Origin of the sequence: Nonomuraea coxensis DSM 45129, assembly GCF_019397265.1 — a bacterium.
GTDB lineage: Bacteria > Actinomycetota > Actinomycetes > Streptosporangiales > Streptosporangiaceae > Nonomuraea > Nonomuraea coxensis.
In genome coordinates, this window is sequence record NZ_CP068985.1 from 5,070,819 (window position 1) to 5,088,334 (window position 17,516).

A 17,516-nucleotide genomic window follows, 5' to 3' on the forward strand; every position below is an offset into this window, starting at 1 on the left:
GCGTCAGGGGACGAGCACGAGCCGGACGGGGTCGCCCTCCTTGCGGGCCAGCCGGTCGAGCGCGGCCGGGGCCTCGGCCAGCGGCAGCACGCCGCTGACGGACCGGCTGAGGTCCAGCCGTCCCCGTCCGGCCAGCGTGACCAGACGCTGGACGTCCTGCGGCGCGGAGCCGTAGTGGCCGCGCACCGACTGGCGGAAGTAGGCCAGGCCGACGTCGTTCGGGATGGTGAGGGGCTGCCCGGCGAGGCCCACGACGACGAGCCGGCCGGCCGGGCCGAGCACCGTCAGCGCCTGCTCGCGCACGGCCGGGACGCCCGCGAGGTCGAGGGCGACGTCCAGCCCGAACCCGTCCGTCAGGTCCATGACGGCGTCGCGGAACTTCGGGTCGGCCGGGTCGAGCACGGCGTCGGCGCCGAGCGCGAGCGCCCGGTCGCGGGCGGCGGGCAGCGGGTCGATCGCGATCACCGGGGCGGCGCCGACCAGGCGCAGGAGCTGCACGGCGTGCGCGCCGAGGCCGCCCGCGCCCCACACGGCGGCGGCGTCGCCCGGCCGGGTGGCCGCGGTCGTGGTCACGGCGGCCCACGGCGTGGAGACGGCGTCGGGGATGACGCACGCCTGCTCGAACGGCAGCCCGTCGGGGATCGGCACCACGGTGGTCGCGCTCGCCAGGGCGTACTCGGCGTAGCCGCCGTCGTAGTCGACGCCACGGGTGAGCACGGTCCCGCGCAGGTCCAGCTCGCCGGCCTGGAGCAGCACCCGCTGCCCGGCCGTCCAGGCGTCCACGCCCGCGCCGAGGGCATCGATCACGCCCGCCACCTCGTGCCCGAGGGTGACCGTGTCGCCGGCGAGCCACGCGGGCCGCAGGGTGCCGTCCAGCAGGTGCACGTCGGACAGGCAGACCCCGGCGGCGCGCACCGCGATCCGCACCTGCCCGGGGCCTGGCTCCGGGACCGGAACGCGCTCCATGCGCAGCTCGTGGGTGGGCACGTGCAGCCGGGCGGCGAGCATGTCGGTCACGGCGCTCCTTCTTCCCTCGGGCTTGCCTCGGGCGCGGCCGGACGCCCGCCGCTCCCTGGCGCGAGCATACGGCCCGCGGGTCACCAGCGGTTGCGGGCCTCCTCCGCCCAGCCGGTGAGCCCGTCGAGCGTCACCCAGGATCCGTCGCCGTCCCGGACCCGGCCGCCGAAGTGGCCGAAGCACTGGTGCGTCTCGGAGCCGACGACGCCCAGCTCCGTACGCGAGATCTTCTCGTGGAACGGGGTGAACTCGACCTCGACGCCGTCTCCCGCGATGCGCCACGGCTTGAGCCAGTCGGAGCGGTCGTAGACCCACTCCAGCTCCGCGCCGATCTTGTGCAGCCGCCCGTCGACGAACAACGCGTTCTCGGTCGACCCGGTGCCGTCCGTCCACTTGCCGCCGAGCTGCACCGACAGGCCGGGGGCGTGACCCGCCGCCCAGTTCCAGACCACGGAGTACGGCCACTTGCCGCGCCCGTGGTCCAGCACGGCGAAGGCGCCCTCGCCCACCTCGTGCTCGACGCCGCCCAGCACGAGCCGGCCGTGCACCGGCCGGCCGACGTCCTTGACGGTGTACTGGAAGCGCCGCGGCCCCCACGGGACCACGACGCCCAGCGACTCGTGGCCCTCGGGCAGCGGGATCTCCAGGTCGAGCGTGAGCTCGGGCGCGTACGCCCGCAGCCGGGTGCCGCCGGGCTCCTGGTCGATCTCGACGCGAACGCCGCCGCCCGCCACCCTGGCCGATCCCTCCCCGCTGACCCGCGGGAACACCGCGCCGCGGGCCAGCGGCACCACGGCGTCATGGCTCACCTCCACGCGGGAGGCGCGGTCGAGCACGTAGACGCCGTGGACGCCGGCGTAGTCGAGTGACGACGCCACCAGCCCGATGATGTGGGCCGGCGTCACGATCCCCCAGTATTCCCAGCGCTTGCGGCGGCCCCACCCGCGCAGGTCGGCCCGGTGCAGGGGGCGCCGGGTCCAGCCGACGGCCGCCGGGTTGAGGCGGCCGTCGGGCAGGCAGAGGTCCACGGGCTCGGTGATCTCCCGCTCATGGGTCAGCATGGGGGAAATGTACTATCAGGCCGGGAAGTCCTTCGGGTTCACGTGCCTCGTGCCGGCGTTGCCGCCCCGCACCGGGTGCAGGGTCAGCGTGTAGATGCGCGAGGACGTGGCCGTCGTGGTGTAGCGCAGCCGGTCGTTGAAGCGCTGGTAGCTGGCCGAGCGGGTGAAGCGGTGCCGGGACTTGCTGTAGGCGTAGCCGGTGGTGAAGTAGAGCCGGTAGGTGCCGTCGCGCACGTCCTTGATGCTCGCCGTCGACTTGGCGCGGACGTAGATGCTGATGGCCTTGGTCTTGCCTCTGACCAGGATGACGACGCCGTCGGTACGCAGGCCGTTCTTGATCTTGAGCACGCCCCGGCCGCCGCTGATGCGGTCGAACAGGATGGCGCCGTTGCGCGGGCGCGCGGCGGCGGTCGTCGTAGCCGCCGCCTGCTGCGAGACGGTGACGACGCCGGCGCTCGCCGTGGCGCCCGTCGTGGCGGCACCGGCCGTGGCGGCACCGGCCGGGGTGGCCGTGACGAGGGCGGCGGTCATGGCGAAGGCGGCGACGAGGCCGGTCCGCGGGGCTAAGAGCTTGTTCTTCACGCGAACGTCTCCTTGGAGAGGGGTACATGGTCGGAACACGCCCACCCTAGAGAACCTGGGCGCTCCGGCCCACCTGTCCACGGGTGATCGCGACCTGTCCGGGCCGGAAGGTCCTCCGGCCCGGACGGTAGGCCGTCAGCCGGCCAGCACCTCGCGCAGCTTCACCGCGAAGCCGTCGGGGTCGCCCGGCATCCCGAACGTGTCGTCGAGGAAGCCGCCGTGGTTGCTGGGGAAGGTGACCGGCTCGACGCCGATGCGCTCGGCGACCCCGATGCCCCCGCGGTAGGCCATCTCCCCCTCCGACTCGGCGCCGACGGCGATCACGATGCGGGTGGAGGCGGCCCGCAGCGCGGCGAAGTCGTGCTCGTGGTGGGTGCAGGAGATGAGGTTCTGCCCGACCAGCGCGTCGTCGCGGCTGCCGTCGTCCTCGGCGGGCAGCCCGAACATGGCCGGGTCGGGCGCGGGCTGGTCGGCGAAGTCGGCCGGGATCTCGCCCTTCAGCCCGACGATCGTGATGAACTGCGCCATCGCCGGGCCGAACCCCTGACGCTCGTAGGTCCTGCTGATGCCCTTGATGGCGGCCAGCGCGGCCTCGCGGTCGGGCAGGACCTGGACGGCGGGCGGCTCGTGCGCGACGAGCGTGCGCACCTGCCCGGGGTGCCGGGCCACCAGCTCCAGCGCGTTGACCGCGCCGCCGCTGCTGGCGAAGAGGTCGACCGGCCCGCCGCCGATCGCGTCGATGATCCGGTGCAGGTCGTCGGCGTGCTGCTCCGGGGTGGACGTGCCGGGCTCGCCGGTCTTGCGGCTCTCGCCGACCCCGCGCGGGTCGTAGGTGACGATCGTGCGCTCCGGCAGCCGCTCGGCCAGCGCGGCGAACCCCTCGGCCCCCATGGGCGAGCCGACCAGCAGCAGCACGGGCTCGCCCGACGGCTCGACGGCGTCGCGCACCTCGTAGTGCAGAACCGCTCCTGGCACGTCGAGGGTGTGGGTCTTGAAGTCTCGCATCGTTGCCTCCTCTAAGAACGCTCTCACCCTATGGACCAGGACCGACAGAAAAACTCATCGGGGGAACGTCACCTTTTCAGCCCCACGGCCGGCTCTTCCAGGTACGCCTGGTGCAGCAGCTTCACGAACGCCCCCGCCCCGGGCAGGTCCGTCCCGCCGACGCGGCGCACGGGGACGCCGGGCGTCCAGGAGTTCATGACCACGGCCCCGGACAGCCCGGGCAGGTCGGCGAGGGTGACCTCGCGGTCGGCCTGTGGGACGCCGAGTGCGGCGAGCCGGCGGTGCAGGATCGCCATGGTGACGCCCTCCAGCCGGCCGGCCACCGGCCAGACCACGGCGGAGCCGTCCCAGAACGCGAGGTTCCAGATGGTGGCCTCGCTGAGGCGGCCCCGGCGGTCGACGAAGGCGGCGTCGTCGTAGCCGTCGGCCACGGCGCGGCGCTGGAGGAACGCCTTGGCCGTCTCGCCGGTCTGCTTGACGGCCGGCAGGAAACGTTCGTGCTCGGCGACCGCGAGCGCGAGCGGGCCCTCAGGAGGGGTCGCGGGCGGCCCGGTGCGGACCAGGATCCGCAGGCCGGAGCCGGCGGCGTACACGGTGGCGCGCAGCGACAGGTCGGGCGGGCCGGCCGTGACGGCCGCGCGCAGGCAGGCGGTCACCCGTTCGCCGGGCAGGTCGCGGCCGAACAGCTCGGCGGAGGCCCTGCGCAGCCGGGCCAGGTGCAGGTCGAGGCCGCGTACGCGGCCGTCGCGGACCTGCATGGCGGTGAAGTGGGCGTCGCCGGCGAAGGCGAGCGGGGCGAGGTCCTCGGCGGTCGCCGGTCGGCCGTCGAGATGCGTGGCCCAGGGTGTCGGCATGGCAAGGGGCTCCTTCCTGGTCGTCCATGATCCTCGCACAGCCTCGCACCCGTGACCGGATCCGTCCGCATCGGGGCCCGATCCTGCCTTACGGCGGGCGGGCGGAGCGGCCGAGACTGGGGGCGTGAACAGAGCACTTCTCGTCATCGACGTGCAACAGTCCTTCCTGCGGCGGCCGATCTGGCGGGCCGCCTCCAACCCCGGCATCACCGAGCCCGTCTCCCGGCTGGTGGACGTGGCCCGCGCCGAGGACGACCTGGTCGTCTGGGTGCTGCACAGCGAGCCGGGCACCGGCGACGTCTTCGACCCGGCACTCGGGCACGTCAAGCTCATGGACGGCCTGACCCCGCTGCCCGGCGAGGAACGGATCACCAAGACCTCGCACAACTGCTTCACCACCACCAACCTGCAGCAGATCCTCACCCAGCGCGGCGTCGGCGAGCTGGTCGTGTGCGGGATCCGCACCGAGCAGTGCTGTGAGACGACCGCCAGGATCGGCTCCGACCTGGGCTTCGGCGTCTCCTTCGTCACGGACGCGACCGCGACGACGCCGATCCCGCACCGCGACGCGCCGCCCGGGGCGTCGGTGGAGGAGATCCTCGCCGACCCTCGCACGCTCGGCGTGGAGGCGATCGCCGAGCGCACCGAGTACGCGCTCGCCGGCCGCTTCGCCACGATCAGGACGGTCGCGGAGCTGGCCGGGGCGCCGAGCCCGGTACACTGACCGGATCGTGACCCGTGTCGTCTTCGTCCTCGTGCCCGGCCTGCACCTGCTCGACCTCGCCGGTCCCGCCCAGGTCTTCTCCACGGCCGGCGACCTCGGCCTCGGCTACGCGCTGGCGTACGTCGCCGAGCACGAGTCCGTCCCCACCGCGCAGGGGGTCACGCTGACGGCGGGGACGACCTGGCCCGGGCTGACCGCCGACGACCTGGTCGTCGTGCCGGGCTGGCGGGCGCCCACCCTGGCCGGCCGGGGCGAGCTCGGCCAGGGCGCGCTGGACGCCCTGCGCCGGCACCACGCGGCCGGGGGCACGGTGGCCAGCGTGTGCGCGGGGGCCGACGCGCTGGGCCGCGCCGGGCTGCTCGACGGGCGGCGCTGCACCACCCACCACGAGCTGCAGGACGAGCTGGCCGCCCGCTACCCGAAGGCGTCGGTCGTCCGCGACGTCCTCTACGTCGTGGACGACCGGGTCGTCACCTCGGCGGGCATCGCCAGCGGCATCGACCTCGCCCTGCACCTCGTCGCCACCCGGCACGGCCCCGGCGCCGCCGCCCGGGTGGCCAGGAACATGGTGGTCTACGCCCGCCGCAACGGCGACGAGCGGCAGGCCAGCGCCATGCTCAGGCACCGCGCCCACCTCAGCGACGCCGTGCACCGCGTCCAGGACCTCATCGACGCCCGCTTCACCGAGCCGCTGCCGCTGTCGGGCCTCGCCGCCGCCGCCGGATGCAGCCCGCGCACGGTCACCCGGCTGTTCACGCGGGCGACCGGGCTGACGCCGCTGGCCTACCAGCAGCTCCTGCGGCGCGAGCGGGCCGAGCACCTGATCGGCCAGGGCGCCACGGTCGAGGCGGCCGCCCGCGCGGTCGGCTTCCAGGACGCGCGCATGCTGCGCCGGCTGCGCGCCCAGCCGCGCCCGTGGTAGGGCTGGCCCTACCTTCCATCGGGGTGGCGGCGGCAGTGCCGGGCCCGGCGGCCCGTCCCTAGAGTCGTGGACGTACGGTCCGTCGAGCCAGAAGCGAGCGTCATGACCATGAAGAGGACGACCCTGATCGCAGGCGTGCTGGCGCTGGCCGCGACGGCGGCGGGATGCGGGATCGCGGGCCCCGCCGCGCAGGCCACGTCCTCCTACGAGGTGCCGGGCGACGTGACGGGCCTGCGGGTGGAGGTCGACTCGGGCACCGTGGAGCTGGTCGGCGCCGACCGGCGCGGCGTGCGGGTGACCGAGCGGCTGACCTGGCGCAAGCACAAGCCGGAGACCAGCCACGAGGTGCGGGGCGGCACGCTGGACCTGGTCCACGGGTGCCCGGCCACGTTCGGGCTGGGCGCGATCGGCGGCGAGTGCGAGGTGAGCTACCGGGTGGAGGTGCCGAAGGGCGTGCGGGCCGAGGTCGGCTCCGACTCGGGGGACCTGACGCTGTCGGGGCTGTCCGGCGAGGTGCGGGTCAGCTCGGACTCGGGGACGATCCGGGCCGAGGGCCTGGCGGGCGGCCGGGTCACGGCGACGTCCGACTCGGGGGACGTGACGCTCGCCTTCACCGCCCAGCCGGACCAGGTGACGACCGAGAACGACTCGGGCCGTACGGTGGTGCGCGTGCCGGCGGGGCCCTACCGGGTGGAGGCCGAGACGGACTCCGGCGACAAGCGGATCACCGCCGCCGCCGACGCGTCGGCGCGGCGCTCGATCAAGGTCTCCAGCGACTCCGGCGACCTCGAGGTGCTCACCCCCTGAGCGCGGGCGGCCGGGGCAGGGCCATGGTGACGGACGTCCACCAGGTCTCCCCCACCTGGACGGAGCCGGGATGGGCCGCCTCCTCGCGGAAGCCGAGCCGCTCGTAGAGCCGCCTGGCGCCGTGGTTGTGGGCGTAGACGCCGAGGGTGACGCGCTCGACGTCCGGGTCGGAGAAGGCGGCGGCGAGGGCGGCGCGGACGAGGGCCTCGCCGTGGCCGCGGCCCCTCGCCTCGGGGGCGACGAGGACCAGGCCGAGGCGGAGCGAACGGGGCGCGCCGCCGGGGCGGAGCATGACGTGGCCGACCGGCCGCCCGCCGGGCCCGGGGGCGACGAGGAGCCGGCGGGCGGGGTCGGCGGCGCGGAAGCCGAGCAGCTGCCCGCCGTCGAACGGCCAGGTGAAGCCGGCCTTCCCTGACCACATGACGAGCGCCTCGCCGTCGTCGATCCAGGAGGCGACCACGGCGGCGTCGGCGTCCTCCAGGGGGCGCAGGGTGATCATGGTGAAGATCATAGCCGTTTGGGGGTTTCCTGCCGGGGCAGCCCGTATCGCCAGACGGCGGGAGCGTCGCCGGCCCCCCGGGGCGGCCCGGCGCCGTACGCACCCGACCGCCTGGAGCCGCCCGATGCCCTTCCGCCGCCCGCCCGACCTCGCCTACGTCCTGCCGCTGCGCTGGGACGACGACGCCGGCCTGGACGAGCTGACCGCGTACCTGCGCCGCCTGTCCTGGCACGCCGCGATCGTCGTCGTGGACGGCAGCCCGCCCGCGCTGTTCGCCCGGCACGCCCGCCGCTGGCGCGGGCTCGCCGTCCACGTGCCGCCCGATCCCGGCCTGACCTGCGCCAACGGCAAGGTCGCCGGGGTGCTCACGGGCATGCGGCTGGCCCGCGCCGAGCACGTGGTGATCGCCGACGACGACATCCGCTACGACCCGGACGGGCTCGCCGCGGTCCGCCGCCTGCTGGGCCGCGCCGACCTGGTACGGCCGCAGAACTACTTCTCCCCGCTGCCCTGGCACGCCCGCTGGGACACCGCCAGGACGCTGCTCAACCGGGCCGTGGGCGCGGACTACCCGGGGACGTTCGGCGTGCGCCGCTCCTTCTTCGAGCGGATGGGCGGCTACGACGGCGACGTGCTGTTCGAGAACCTGGAGCTGATCAGGACCGTCCGCGCCCACGGCGGGGTCGAGGCAGCGCCACCCGGCCTGTACGTGCGCCGCCTGCCGCCCGCCGCGTCCCGCTTCTGGGGGCAGCGGGTCCGCCAGGCGTACGACGACCTGGCGCAGCCGGCCCGGCTGGCGCTGTCCCTGTCGGTGCTGCCCGTGTGCGCCGCCGCGTTCCTGCGGCGCCGGCCGGGGCTGCCGGCCGCCGGGGCCGCCGTCGCGGTCGCGCTGGCCGAGGCGGGGCGGCGGCGCGCGGGCGGCCGGCGGGTGTTCCCGTGGGAGGCGTCCCTGTTCGCCCCGGTGTGGATCCTGGAGCGCGGCACGTGCAGCTGGCTCGCCGTCGCCGCCGCGCTGCGCGGCGGGGTCCCGTACGCCGGGCGCAGGCTCAGGGTGGCCGCCCACCCGCTGCGGCGGCTGCGCCGTCAGGCGGCCGGGGGCGGGTCGGGCTCGCTCGGGGCGCGGAAGCCGATCGCCTTGTGCGTGCCGTCGCAGAACGGCTTGGTCGAGGAGCCCCCGCAGCGGCACAGCGCCACCGTGGCCCGCCCCGGGTCGATGCGCTCCCCGTCCTGAGTCACCAGCACGAACGCGCCCCGGACCAGCAGCGGCCCGTCCTCGCACGGCGTCACCGTCACCACGTCGTCCTGCACGGTCTCCGACTGCCCCACCGGCACCAGCGGAAACACCGCGACGATCATCAGGGGGTCGCGCACCCTTGCACCAGGCAATGCTCTGCTACGGTGGCCTTGGGTGAGCCGGGAAGTCTGGTCGGCGTAGTTTCGCCGTGCCCGCAGAGAAAGCTCACGATGACACCCGATCCCGTCCACGGCAGAGGCACTCCTTCCCGGGTGCGCCCGTGGATGTGCGGCGCGGTCGTGGTCCTCGACCTGGTCGGTCCCGTCACCGGGCCGGACGTGCTGGTGCTGCGGCGGGAGCTGACGACGGCCCTGGCCCGGCGCAGTGTCCCGTTCGTCGTCCTCGACGCCGCCAGGGCGGGCGAGCTCGATCCCGACGTCCCGCTCATCGTCGCCGGCGCCGGCCGGCACGCCCGCGAGTGCGGCGGCCGGCTCATCGTCGCCGGCTGGCCCGCCGCCGCCCGGCCCCCGGACGGCGCGGAGACGCGGGCCACGCTGGAGCAGGCCCTCGCCGAGCTGGCGAGGGCGAGACCGTGACGGGGCGACGCGCTCGCGTTCGTCCCCGATGACCTTATTGCACTGTGCAAAGATGGAGGACGGCCGCCGCGCACCGGCGCGGCGGGCCGGCAACGGTGAGAGACGGAGGAGCGTCATGAGGCACACGGACGCGGACGAATCCGGTTTCTCCTGGTTCGTCACCCAACAGGACGGCGTCGCCGTGCTGAGCGCGACAGGGGATCTGGACCTGGCCTCGGCCGACGAGTTCCAGCACGGGCTGTCGGAGGCGATCGCGCAGGCCGCGCCGCCGCTGGTCGTGGCCGACATGGCAGCGGTGGAGTTCTGCGACTCCTCGGGGCTCAACGCGCTGATCCGGGCCTCGAACGCGGTGGAGGCGGCGGGCGGCCGGCTGGTCCTCAGCGGGCTGCGTCCCCGGCTGTCGCGGCTCCTGCTCGTGACCGGGCTGGACAGGCACTTCCACACCGCCGACGACGTCGCCACCGCCGCCGCGTCGCTGCTGACCAGCTCGGGCCAGGCCAGGACCCCCTGCGTCTGACGGCGCTCCCTCACATCGCCGCCGCCCGCCGCGGGCGCGGCACCGAGGCCGGGCCCGGAGGCGGCGTGCGCGGACGGCCCCGGCCGCCGAGCAGCGCCAGGAGGCCGCCCAGCGCGATGATCGCGCCGCTCGCCCAGAGCAGGCTCATGAACGGGTTGACCGCGACGCGCAGCACCGCCGTCCGCCCGTCCTGGCCGACGTCCGTCACGGAGACGTACAGGTCGTGGAGGAGCGCGCTGCGGACGGCCGGGCGGGCGACCGGCGGGCCGCCGATCGCGGGGTAGGAGGTCAGCGACGGGCGCAGGACGTCCACGATCGTGCCCTCGCGGGCGGCGCTGACCACGGCGGTGGTCGTCGTCGCGGCGGCGTGGGCGTCGCGTTCGACGGCTTCGAGCCGTACGGTGTAGCCGCCCGCCGGCACCGACCCGCCGGTCCACACCCGGGCCGTGGCCTCCTCGGCGTAGCCCGAGGAGGCGGCGACGGCGACGGCGGCCAGCGCGATCCCGGCGTGCGCCACGAGGCCCCCCGTGCGCCGGAGCCCGATCGGCTCGCCTCCGGTCCTGGCGAGCAGCCGTCCGGCGACCGCGGCCAGCACGAACGCCGCCAGCCCGAACGCGGCCAGCGCCATGACCGGCGGCGGCCCCGTCAGCGCCAGAGCGGCCACGGTGCCCGCTCCCACGGCGAGCGGCCAGGCGAGCCCGCGCCACACGCCGGTGGCCGTCCCGCCGCGCGGGTGACGGACGCGGGCGGCCGCGCCCGTCAGCGCGAGCAGGGCCAGCAGGCCGGGGACGAGGGTCCGCTCGAAGTACGGCGGTCCGGCCGCCGCCCGCTCGCCCCGGAGCAGTTCCACGGCCGGCGGGAGCAGGAGGCCGAGCAGCACCGTCCCGGCCAGCACGGCGAGCAGCGCGCAGCCGAGCAGCAGCAGCGGATCCGGCCGCGCCGGGCGGCGGGGCTCCCGCCGGGCGAGCAGCGCGCGGGCCCCCGCGAGCGCCGCCACCAGCACCCCCAGCAGGGCGGCCCCCGCGAGCGCGGTCACCGGCAGCACGGTGACGGGCAGCGCGCCCACGCTCGCGGCCAGGAACATCCCGAGCGGCACCAGCGGGAACGCGGCCAGCGCCAGCGGCACCACCCAGGGCCGCATCGCCCGCGACGGCGCGGCGTGCAGCAGCGCGGTGGTCAGCAGCCACGGCATCAGGGCGCCGTTCTCGTCCGGGTCCCACTCCCAGGAGCCGCCCCACCCCAGCACCCGGTACGACCACCACGCGCCGAGCACGATCCCGGCGGTCAGCGGCACCCAGGCGGCCAGCGTCCAGCGCCGGATGGTCCCCGTCTCGGTGCGGCCGGTGACCAGGCAGGCCACGCCGTGGCCGAACGGCACGGCGAGCGCGGCGGAGCCGAGGTGCAGCAGCGCGCCGGGGCCCGGCCCGTCCGCGGCGGCGGGGACGGCGGGCGGCCCGGCGAGGGCGCCGACGGCGAAGAACGCGGCGCACACCAGCATGACGGCCGTCATGGCGAGAGGCTGGAGCCGGTCGCCGGGCCGGCGCCGCCGGCCCGCGGCGGCCGCCACGCCGGTGAGGGCGAGCAGCCAGAGCAGCAGCGACGCCTCGAGCGCGGACCACAGGGTCGTCACCGTGTAGGAGAAGGGCACGCCGTGCCCCCAGTGCCCGGCGTGCCCGACCAGCCCGGCCGCCTGGAGCGCCACGGCCAGCACGGCGCACCCGAGCGCGACCCGTCCGGCCCGTGCGCCGAGGGCGGCGGGACGGGCGCGCGGCCAGGCGAGGGCGGAGACCAGCGAGGCCGCCAGCCCGCACCAGAGGGCGGCGGTGCCGAGCGCGGCGGTCATGTTCGCTCGATTCGGCTCGCAGGCACGGCTTCCTCCCGTGGGCGGTTTTCTGCGGGGGAAGCAGTTCCATGATCGCGTCTCGGGCAAGCAGGGACAAGTTTCCGCAGAACGCTGGCGTGGCGGGCCCCGGGGTGACTCGCCCTGGCGGCGGGCATGGCGGCCGGTCCGGCGGGGCAGGCTACCGGACGGGGGAAGGACGTGGCGGGGTCCGCCACGAGGGGGAACGGGGACCTGATGGACAACGCCGGGGACACGAACGAGCGGGCCGCCCGCCGCGCCGCCCGCCGGGACGCGGACGCGCCGCCCGGCGGGCCGTGGCGGCTGCTCGGCACGCTCATGGAGCGGTTCCTGCTGGGCGTGATCGTCGTCAACCTCCTGCGGCGCGCGTTCGCCCGGCGGGAGCGCCGCCGCCCGTGACGCCGGGCGGCGGGCGGGTCAGCCGGCGATGATCCCGGCGTCGGAGAGCACGGCAAGGAAGAGGCCGGAGCACAGGAGCGCGACCGGCCACACCTTCTGCGAGAGCGCCACCAGGACGCCGGCGAACAGGGCGACGAGGGCGAGGATGCTGAGGGGGTCCATGGTGAGGCATCCTGCCCCCGGAACGCCTACTCAGGCCCGCCGCTCCCCTGCCGCTCCCGCGCGGCCAGCCGGGCGCGCTGCGGCTCCACCGTGTACGCCGGGTCGTTGGCGGAGGCGACCCCGGCGTGGAAGACGCCGAACCGGGTGCAGGCGGAGCCGGCCAGCAGCGCCGCGCCGGCGACCACGGCGGCGGCCCGGCTGCGGCGGCCCGCGGTCGCGCCGAGCAGCGCCCCCGCCGCCGACAGCCCCTCCCCGAGCCTGGCCAGGCGGCCCTTGCCCCGCCGGAGCGGCTCGGCGACCGGGCCGAGGCGGCGTTCCATGCGCAGGGCGGCGGCGGCCTCCAAGGCGGTGCCGAGCAGGGCCGTGGCGCGGGCCGGGCCCGCCTCCTCGGCCGGCGCGGCGAGCAGTCCGAGCCCGCCGGCGGCGGCCATGGCCGACCCGGCGAACAGCAGCGGCATCTCGCGGTGCCCGTCGTGCCAGAGCGGGACGGCGGTGTCGGAGATCAGCACCGCCGTGTACGTGGCGACCGCCGCCCCGGTCAGCCCGGCCCCGGCGCTCGCGGCCAGGCCGAGGCGCGGGAAGCGGCCGGTGACGGCGGTGACGGCGGCGAGCCCGGCCTGCGGGCCGTACGCGCTGAGGATCCAGGTGCCGACGCTCATCGGCGAGGTCACCTTGAACACCCGCAGCATGTTGACGAACCTGGCCGGCCTGCCGAGGTCGTGGATGAGGGCGTAGAACGAGCCGCCGATCGCGCCGAGCGCCCCCACCTTGCCGGCCCGCGCCAGCCGTGGCCGGCCGGTCAGCTCGGCCGCCGCCGCCAGGATCGAGGAGGCCCCCGCCAGGCCGCCGAGGAACAGGTAGCCGGCGATGTCGTGGGCGTGCCACGTCGGCTCGTTGAGCACCGGCAGCCCGTAGTAGGAGCGGAAGTCGGCCTCCGGCACCATCGAGCGGTCGCCACGGCGCCGGTCGCCACGCCGCCGCTGACCGCGCGCTCCCTCGCCGCGCGCTCCCTCGCCGCGCGCTCCCTCGCCGCGCGGCCCCTCGCCGCGCGGCCCTTCCCCGGCCCGCCCTTCCCCGTGCAGCCCCTCGCCGCGCGGGCGGCGCCCGCCCGCCGAGCCCACGGTGGCCTCGCGCTCGGGCCGCAGCGCGGGGTCGTCGTCCATGCGGACGTCGGTCTGGTCCGGCGATCGGTCCTCGCTCACCTGCGGCTCCCCCATGTGACCGCGGCGATGCCGGCCAGCAGCACGGCCGCGGCGATGCCCGCCTGCCGCCACATCGACGGCAGGTCCCTCGTCGTCACCACCGGGTCCGGCGGCAGCCCGTACACCTCGGGCTCGTCCAGCAGCAGGAAGAACGCGCCCGTGCCGCCGACGCCGTCGTCCGGGTCGTGGCCGTACAGGCGGGCGGAGTCCACCCCCGCGGCGCGCACCTGCTCCAGCCGGCGCGCGGCGCGCTCGCGCAGCTCGTCCAGCTCGCCGAACTGGATGGAGTCGGTGGGGCAGCTCTTGGCGCAGGCCGGCTCCTGGCCGACGCCGAGCCGGTCGTAGCAGAGCGTGCACTTGGCGGCGACGCCGGTGCTCTCCCGCTTGCCGATCACCCCGTACGGGCAGGCGGGCACGCAGTAGCCGCACCCGTTGCAGACGTCCTCCTGGACGACGACGGTGCCGAACTCGGTGCGAAACAGCGAGCCGGTGGGGCAGACGTCCAGGCAGGCCGCGTGCGTGCAGTGCTTGCACACGTCGGAGGCCATGAGCCAGCGGAAGTCCATCTCGCCGAATCCGGGCTCCTGGTGGCCGAGCGGCCGGGGCTGCTCGACGAACGCGACGTGCCGCCAGGTGTCGGCGCTCAGGCTCATCGTGTTGTCGTAGGACATGCCGGTGAAGGTCATCCCGTCGTCCGGGACGGCGTTCCATTCCTTGCAGGCCACCTCGCACGCCTTGCAGCCGATGCAGACGCTGGTGTCGGTGAAGAAGCCCATCCGCCGGGGGTGGCCGGTGTAGCCGCTCGCGGTCGCCGGGTCGGCGCTCATCAGACCTCCATGCCGGTTCGGTCGGTGACGCCCGCACGCCGCTGCTGGTCGCGGACGAGGTCGTTCACCCCGGGGCCACGCGGGCGGCGGCCCGGCCGGATGTCGGCCGAGAACGCCTTGACCTCCTGGATGTGGGAGTTCGGGTCGAGGGTGATCGCCGACAGCTCGTTGGCGGCGTCGCCCGTGACCAGGCCGTTGGGCCCGAAGTGGAACGGCAGCCCGATCTGGTGCACGACCTGGCCGTCCAGGTGCAGCGCGGGCATCCTGCGGGTGACCAGCACCCGGGCCTCGATGGCGTTGCGGGCGGTCACGATCGTGGCCCAGTCGCCGTGCACGAGGCCGCGCTCGGCGGCCAGCTCGGGCGAGACCTCGCAGAACATCTCCGGCTGCAGCTCGGCCAGGTAGGGCACGGTGCGGCTCATCGCGCCGGAGGTGAAGTGCTCGGTCAGCCGGTAGGTGGTGACGACGTACGGGTAGAGCTCGGCGCCGGGCTCGTCGCCGCTGGGGTTGGCGCGGTTGTGCTCGTGCGGGAAGATCATGCGGGCCGGGTTGCGCTGCTGGTCCGGGTGGAGCGGGTTGCGCACCGGCGAGTCCTGCGGCTCGTAGTGGACGGGCAGCGGGCCGTCCACCACCCCGGCGGGGGCGAACAGCCAGCCCTTGCCGTCGGCCTGCATGATGAACGGGTCGATGCCGGACAGCGCGTCGGTGCCGGTGGCGTCCGGGGCGGGCCGGTAGCCGGGCGGCTTGGTGGCGTCGATGTCGGGCACGTCGTAGCCGGTCCAGCGGCCCTGGCCGGCGTCCCACCAGACGAGCTTCTTGCGCTCGCTCCAGGGGCTGCCGTCGGGGCGGGCCGAGGCCCGGTTGTACAGCAGCCGCCGGTTGTCCGGCCAGGCCCAGGCCCATTCCGCGGCGATCCAGTCCTGCTCCTCGGCGGGCTTGCGGCGGGCGGCCTGGTTGACGCCGTCCTTGTAGACCCCGCAGTAGATCCAGCAGCCGCACGAGGTGGAGCCGTCCGCCTTGAGCGCGGCGTATCCGGGCAGCGGCTCGCCGTGCTCGTCCCAGCCGTTGATCTCGGCGAGCACGGCCTCGGCGATCGGCTCGGCCTGGCTGCCCTCGACCGGGTAGTCCCAGGTGAGGGCGAGCACCGGCGCGTCCATCGGGTCGGTGGAGCCGGCCAGCTTGTCCCGGATGACGCGGCCCAGGTGGTACATGAACCACAGCTCGCTGCGGGCGTCGCCGGCCGGTTCGACGGCCTGGTGGTGCCACTGCAGCATGCGGTTGGTGTTGGTGAAGCTGCCGCTCTTCTCGGTGTGGGCGGCGGCGGGCAGGAAGAACACCTCGGTGCCGATGTCCTCGGTGCGCAGCTCGCCGGTCTCGATCTCGGGGCCGTCCTTCCACCAGGTGGCCGACTCGATGAGGTTGAAGTCGCGCACCACCAGCCAGTCCAGGTTGGCCATGCCGAGGCGCTGCATCCTCGCGTTGGCCGAGCCGACGGCGGGGTTCTCGCCGAGCAGGAAGTAGCCCTTGCAGGAGCCGTCGAGCTGGGCCATCACGGTGTCGTACGTGCTGTGGCTGCCGGTGAGCCTGGGCAGCCAGTCGAAGCGGAAGTCGTTGTCCTCGCGGGCCGCCGGGCCCCACCACGCCTTGAGCAGGCTGACCAGGTAGTTCGGCATGTCGGCCCAGTAGCCCTTGTGCGGGGCGTCGGCCATGAGGAAGGCGTTCATCGTCTCGTGCCGGTGGGCGTGCGGCATCGGGATGTAGCCCGGCAGCAGGTTGAACAGGGTCGGGATGTCGCTGGAGCCCTGGATGCTGGCGTGCCCGCGCAGCGCCTGGATGCCGCCGCCGGGCCGGCCCATGTTGCCGAGCAGGAGCTGCAGGATGGAGGCGGCGCGGATGAACTGGGAGCCGTCGCTGTGCTGGGTCCAGCCGACCGCGTAGACGAACTCGGCGGTGCGCTCGGGCCCTGAGTTCTCCGTCAGGTGGCGGCACACCTTCGCGAACAGCTCCGGCGAGATCCCGCAGGTGCGCTCGACCATGTCCGGCGTGTAGCGGGCGAAGTGGCGCTTCAGCACCTGGAGGACGCAGCGCGGGTCGGTCAGGGTCTCGTCGCGGCGCGGGCTGCCCTCCATCGAGTGGCCGATCGCGCCGCGCGTCTCGGAGCCACCGGCCACGTGCTCGGCGTAGTCGCTGTCGTAGGCCTGGTCCCGCTGACCGGAGGCGGCCACGGTGGACATGCCCTCGTACTGCCAGCTCTCGCTGGAGTAGTGGCGGCCGTCCGGGTCGAAGCCGGAGAAGACGCCGCCGAGGTCCTCGGTGTCGCGGTAGTCCTCGCGCAGGATCGTGGCCGCGTTGGTGTAGGCGACGACGTACTCGCGGAAGTACAGCTCGTTCTGCAGGACGTGGTTGATGATCCCGCCGAGGAAGGCCACGTCGGAGCCGGCCCGGATGGGCACGTGCAGGTCGGCCAGCGCGCTGGTACGGGTGAAGCGCGGGTCCACGTGGATGACGACCGCGCCGCGCGCCTTGGCCTCCATCACCCACTGGAAGCCGACCGGGTGCGCCTCGGCGAAGTTCGAGCCCTGGATGACCACGCAGTCGGAGTGCTGGAGGTCCTGGAGGAACGTGGTCGCGCCGCCGCGCCCGAACGACGTGCCGAGCCCGACGACGCTGGAGCTGTGGCACACCCGGGCCTGGTTCTCGATCTGCACCACGCCGAGCGCCGTGAGCAGCTTCTTGATGAGGTAGTTCTCCTCGTTGTCCAGCGTGGCGCCGCCCAGGCTGGCGATGCCCATCGTGCGGGCGGTGCGCTTGCCGTCCTGCTCCCACTCCCAGGTCTCCCGCCGGGTGGCGATCACCCGGTCGGCGATCATGTCGAGGGCGGTGCCGAGGTCGATCTCCTGCCAGTCGGCGGCGCCCGGCGGCCGGTAGAGCGCCTGGTGCAGGCGGCTCTGCCCGGTGGTGAGCTGGAGCGTGGCCGCGCCCTTGGGGCACAGCCGGCCCCGGCTGACCGGGGAGTCGGGGTCGCCTTCGACGTGCACGACCCGCTCGTCCTTGACGTAGACGTTCTGCGCGCAGCCCACCGCGCAGTACGGGCACACCGACTTGACCACGCGGTCGGCGGCGGCCGTACGCGCCGTGAGGTGGTCGGTGCGCGCCGACCGGACCGCCGCGCCGCGCCCGGACCGGTCGGGCCCGGTGAGCTGCCGCAGGACCGGCCAGGAGCTCAGGCCGCCAGGTAGGTTCATGA

At 75.1% G+C, this 17,516-nt stretch carries 18 protein-coding genes and 1 pseudogene; 7 read left to right on the plus strand and 12 right to left on the minus strand.

Translation table 11 applies throughout. From position 1 onward, the window contains the following. Positions 1–3: 3 nt before the first annotated feature. The 5 genes from Nocox_RS23880 to Nocox_RS23900 form a co-directional block, all read right to left on the minus strand. A complete protein-coding gene (locus Nocox_RS23880) occupies positions 4–1,008 on the minus strand; it encodes a zinc-binding dehydrogenase (RefSeq protein WP_033407816.1) in 1,005 nt (334 codons plus the stop codon). 89 nt (positions 1,009–1,097) lie between these two features. Then, complete coding sequence (locus Nocox_RS23885) at positions 1,098–2,078, minus strand: DUF2804 domain-containing protein (protein WP_020540277.1); 981 nt, start codon at positions 2,076–2,078, stop codon at positions 1,098–1,100. A 15-nt stretch (positions 2,079–2,093) separates the two neighbouring features. Further along, entirely contained in the window at positions 2,094–2,660 is a 567-nt protein-coding gene (locus tag Nocox_RS23890) for a hypothetical protein (protein ID WP_020540276.1), read from the minus strand. Positions 2,661–2,795: 135 nt separating this feature from the next. Further along, the gene (locus tag Nocox_RS23895) at positions 2,796–3,665 is read right to left on the minus strand and encodes an alpha/beta fold hydrolase (protein ID WP_020540275.1); all 870 of its coding nucleotides are present in this window, start codon (positions 3,663–3,665) and stop codon (positions 2,796–2,798) included. A gap of 68 nt (positions 3,666–3,733) precedes the next feature. Next, entirely contained in the window at positions 3,734–4,519 is a 786-nt protein-coding gene (locus Nocox_RS23900) for an aminotransferase class IV family protein (RefSeq protein WP_020540274.1), read from the minus strand. 124 nt (positions 4,520–4,643) lie between these two features. On the opposite strand from Nocox_RS23900, the gene Nocox_RS23905 reads away from it, so the two are divergent. From Nocox_RS23905 to Nocox_RS23915, 3 genes are all read left to right on the plus strand, one after another. Continuing rightward, positions 4,644–5,243 carry a cysteine hydrolase family protein gene (locus tag Nocox_RS23905; protein ID WP_026213746.1) on the plus strand — a complete coding sequence of 200 codons (600 nt, stop codon included), beginning with the start codon at positions 4,644–4,646 and terminating at the stop codon, positions 5,241–5,243. Positions 5,244–5,250: 7 nt separating this feature from the next. Next, on the plus strand, positions 5,251–6,165 hold the full coding sequence (locus tag Nocox_RS23910; RefSeq protein ID WP_020540272.1) for a GlxA family transcriptional regulator: 915 nt from the start codon (positions 5,251–5,253) through the stop codon (positions 6,163–6,165). Between the two features lie 108 nt (positions 6,166–6,273). After that, complete coding sequence (locus tag Nocox_RS23915) at positions 6,274–6,972, plus strand: DUF4097 family beta strand repeat-containing protein (RefSeq protein WP_026213745.1); 699 nt, start codon at positions 6,274–6,276, stop codon at positions 6,970–6,972. On the opposite strand, the gene Nocox_RS23920 is transcribed toward Nocox_RS23915, so the two are convergent. Continuing rightward, on the minus strand, positions 6,962–7,471 hold the full coding sequence (locus tag Nocox_RS23920; RefSeq protein WP_157382737.1) for a GNAT family N-acetyltransferase: 510 nt from the start codon (positions 7,469–7,471) through the stop codon (positions 6,962–6,964). The two genes, Nocox_RS23915 and Nocox_RS23920, sit on opposite strands and share 11 nt — an antisense overlap. Positions 7,472–7,595: 124 nt before the next feature. Here Nocox_RS23920 and Nocox_RS23925 point away from each other — a divergent pair, with 124 nt between their 5' ends. Beyond that, entirely contained in the window at positions 7,596–8,702 is a 1,107-nt protein-coding gene (locus Nocox_RS23925; protein ID WP_020540269.1) for a glycosyltransferase family 2 protein, read from the plus strand. Here the strand turns inward: Nocox_RS23925 and Nocox_RS44225 are convergent. Beyond that, positions 8,666–8,827, minus strand: a pseudogene (locus Nocox_RS44225) (hypothetical protein); the annotation flags it as partial. The gene Nocox_RS23925 and the pseudogene Nocox_RS44225 sit on opposite strands and share 37 nt — an antisense overlap. 108 nt (positions 8,828–8,935) lie before the next feature. Here Nocox_RS44225 and Nocox_RS23930 point away from each other — a divergent pair. Beyond that, positions 8,936–9,301, plus strand: coding sequence for a hypothetical protein (locus Nocox_RS23930; RefSeq protein WP_157382736.1), 366 nt, complete (start codon positions 8,936–8,938; stop codon positions 9,299–9,301). Between the two features lie 115 nt (positions 9,302–9,416). After that, positions 9,417–9,818, plus strand: coding sequence for an STAS domain-containing protein (locus tag Nocox_RS23935; RefSeq protein ID WP_020540267.1), 402 nt, complete (start codon positions 9,417–9,419; stop codon positions 9,816–9,818). A gap of 10 nt (positions 9,819–9,828) precedes the next feature. Here the strand turns inward: Nocox_RS23935 and Nocox_RS23940 are convergent, their stop codons facing one another. Then, entirely contained in the window at positions 9,829–11,661 is a 1,833-nt protein-coding gene (locus tag Nocox_RS23940; RefSeq protein WP_020540266.1) for a cytochrome c-type biogenesis CcmF C-terminal domain-containing protein, read from the minus strand. A 234-nt stretch (positions 11,662–11,895) separates the two neighbouring features. Between Nocox_RS23940 and Nocox_RS23945 the strand changes: the two genes are divergently transcribed. Then, entirely contained in the window at positions 11,896–12,078 is a 183-nt protein-coding gene (locus Nocox_RS23945) for a hypothetical protein (protein WP_020540265.1), read from the plus strand. 18 nt (positions 12,079–12,096) lie between these two features. On the opposite strand, the gene Nocox_RS23950 is transcribed toward Nocox_RS23945, so the two are convergent. From Nocox_RS23950 to fdh, 4 genes are read right to left on the minus strand one after another with little or no spacing between them, the layout of a single operon-like run. After that, on the minus strand, positions 12,097–12,240 hold the full coding sequence (locus Nocox_RS23950) for a hypothetical protein (RefSeq protein WP_020540264.1): 144 nt from the start codon (positions 12,238–12,240) through the stop codon (positions 12,097–12,099). A 26-nt stretch (positions 12,241–12,266) separates the two neighbouring features. Then, complete coding sequence (gene nrfD / locus Nocox_RS23955; RefSeq protein WP_020540263.1) at positions 12,267–13,442, minus strand: NrfD/PsrC family molybdoenzyme membrane anchor subunit; 1,176 nt, start codon at positions 13,440–13,442, stop codon at positions 12,267–12,269. Continuing rightward, positions 13,439–14,269, minus strand: coding sequence for a 4Fe-4S dicluster domain-containing protein (locus Nocox_RS23960; protein WP_020540262.1), 831 nt, complete (start codon positions 14,267–14,269; stop codon positions 13,439–13,441). The genes nrfD and Nocox_RS23960 overlap by 4 nt, the downstream gene beginning before the upstream one ends. Next, positions 14,269–17,514, minus strand: coding sequence for a formate dehydrogenase (fdh, locus tag Nocox_RS23965; protein WP_020540261.1), 3,246 nt, complete (start codon positions 17,512–17,514; stop codon positions 14,269–14,271). Before fdh ends, Nocox_RS23960 begins: the two co-directional genes overlap by 1 nt. Positions 17,515–17,516: the final 2 nt, after the last annotated feature.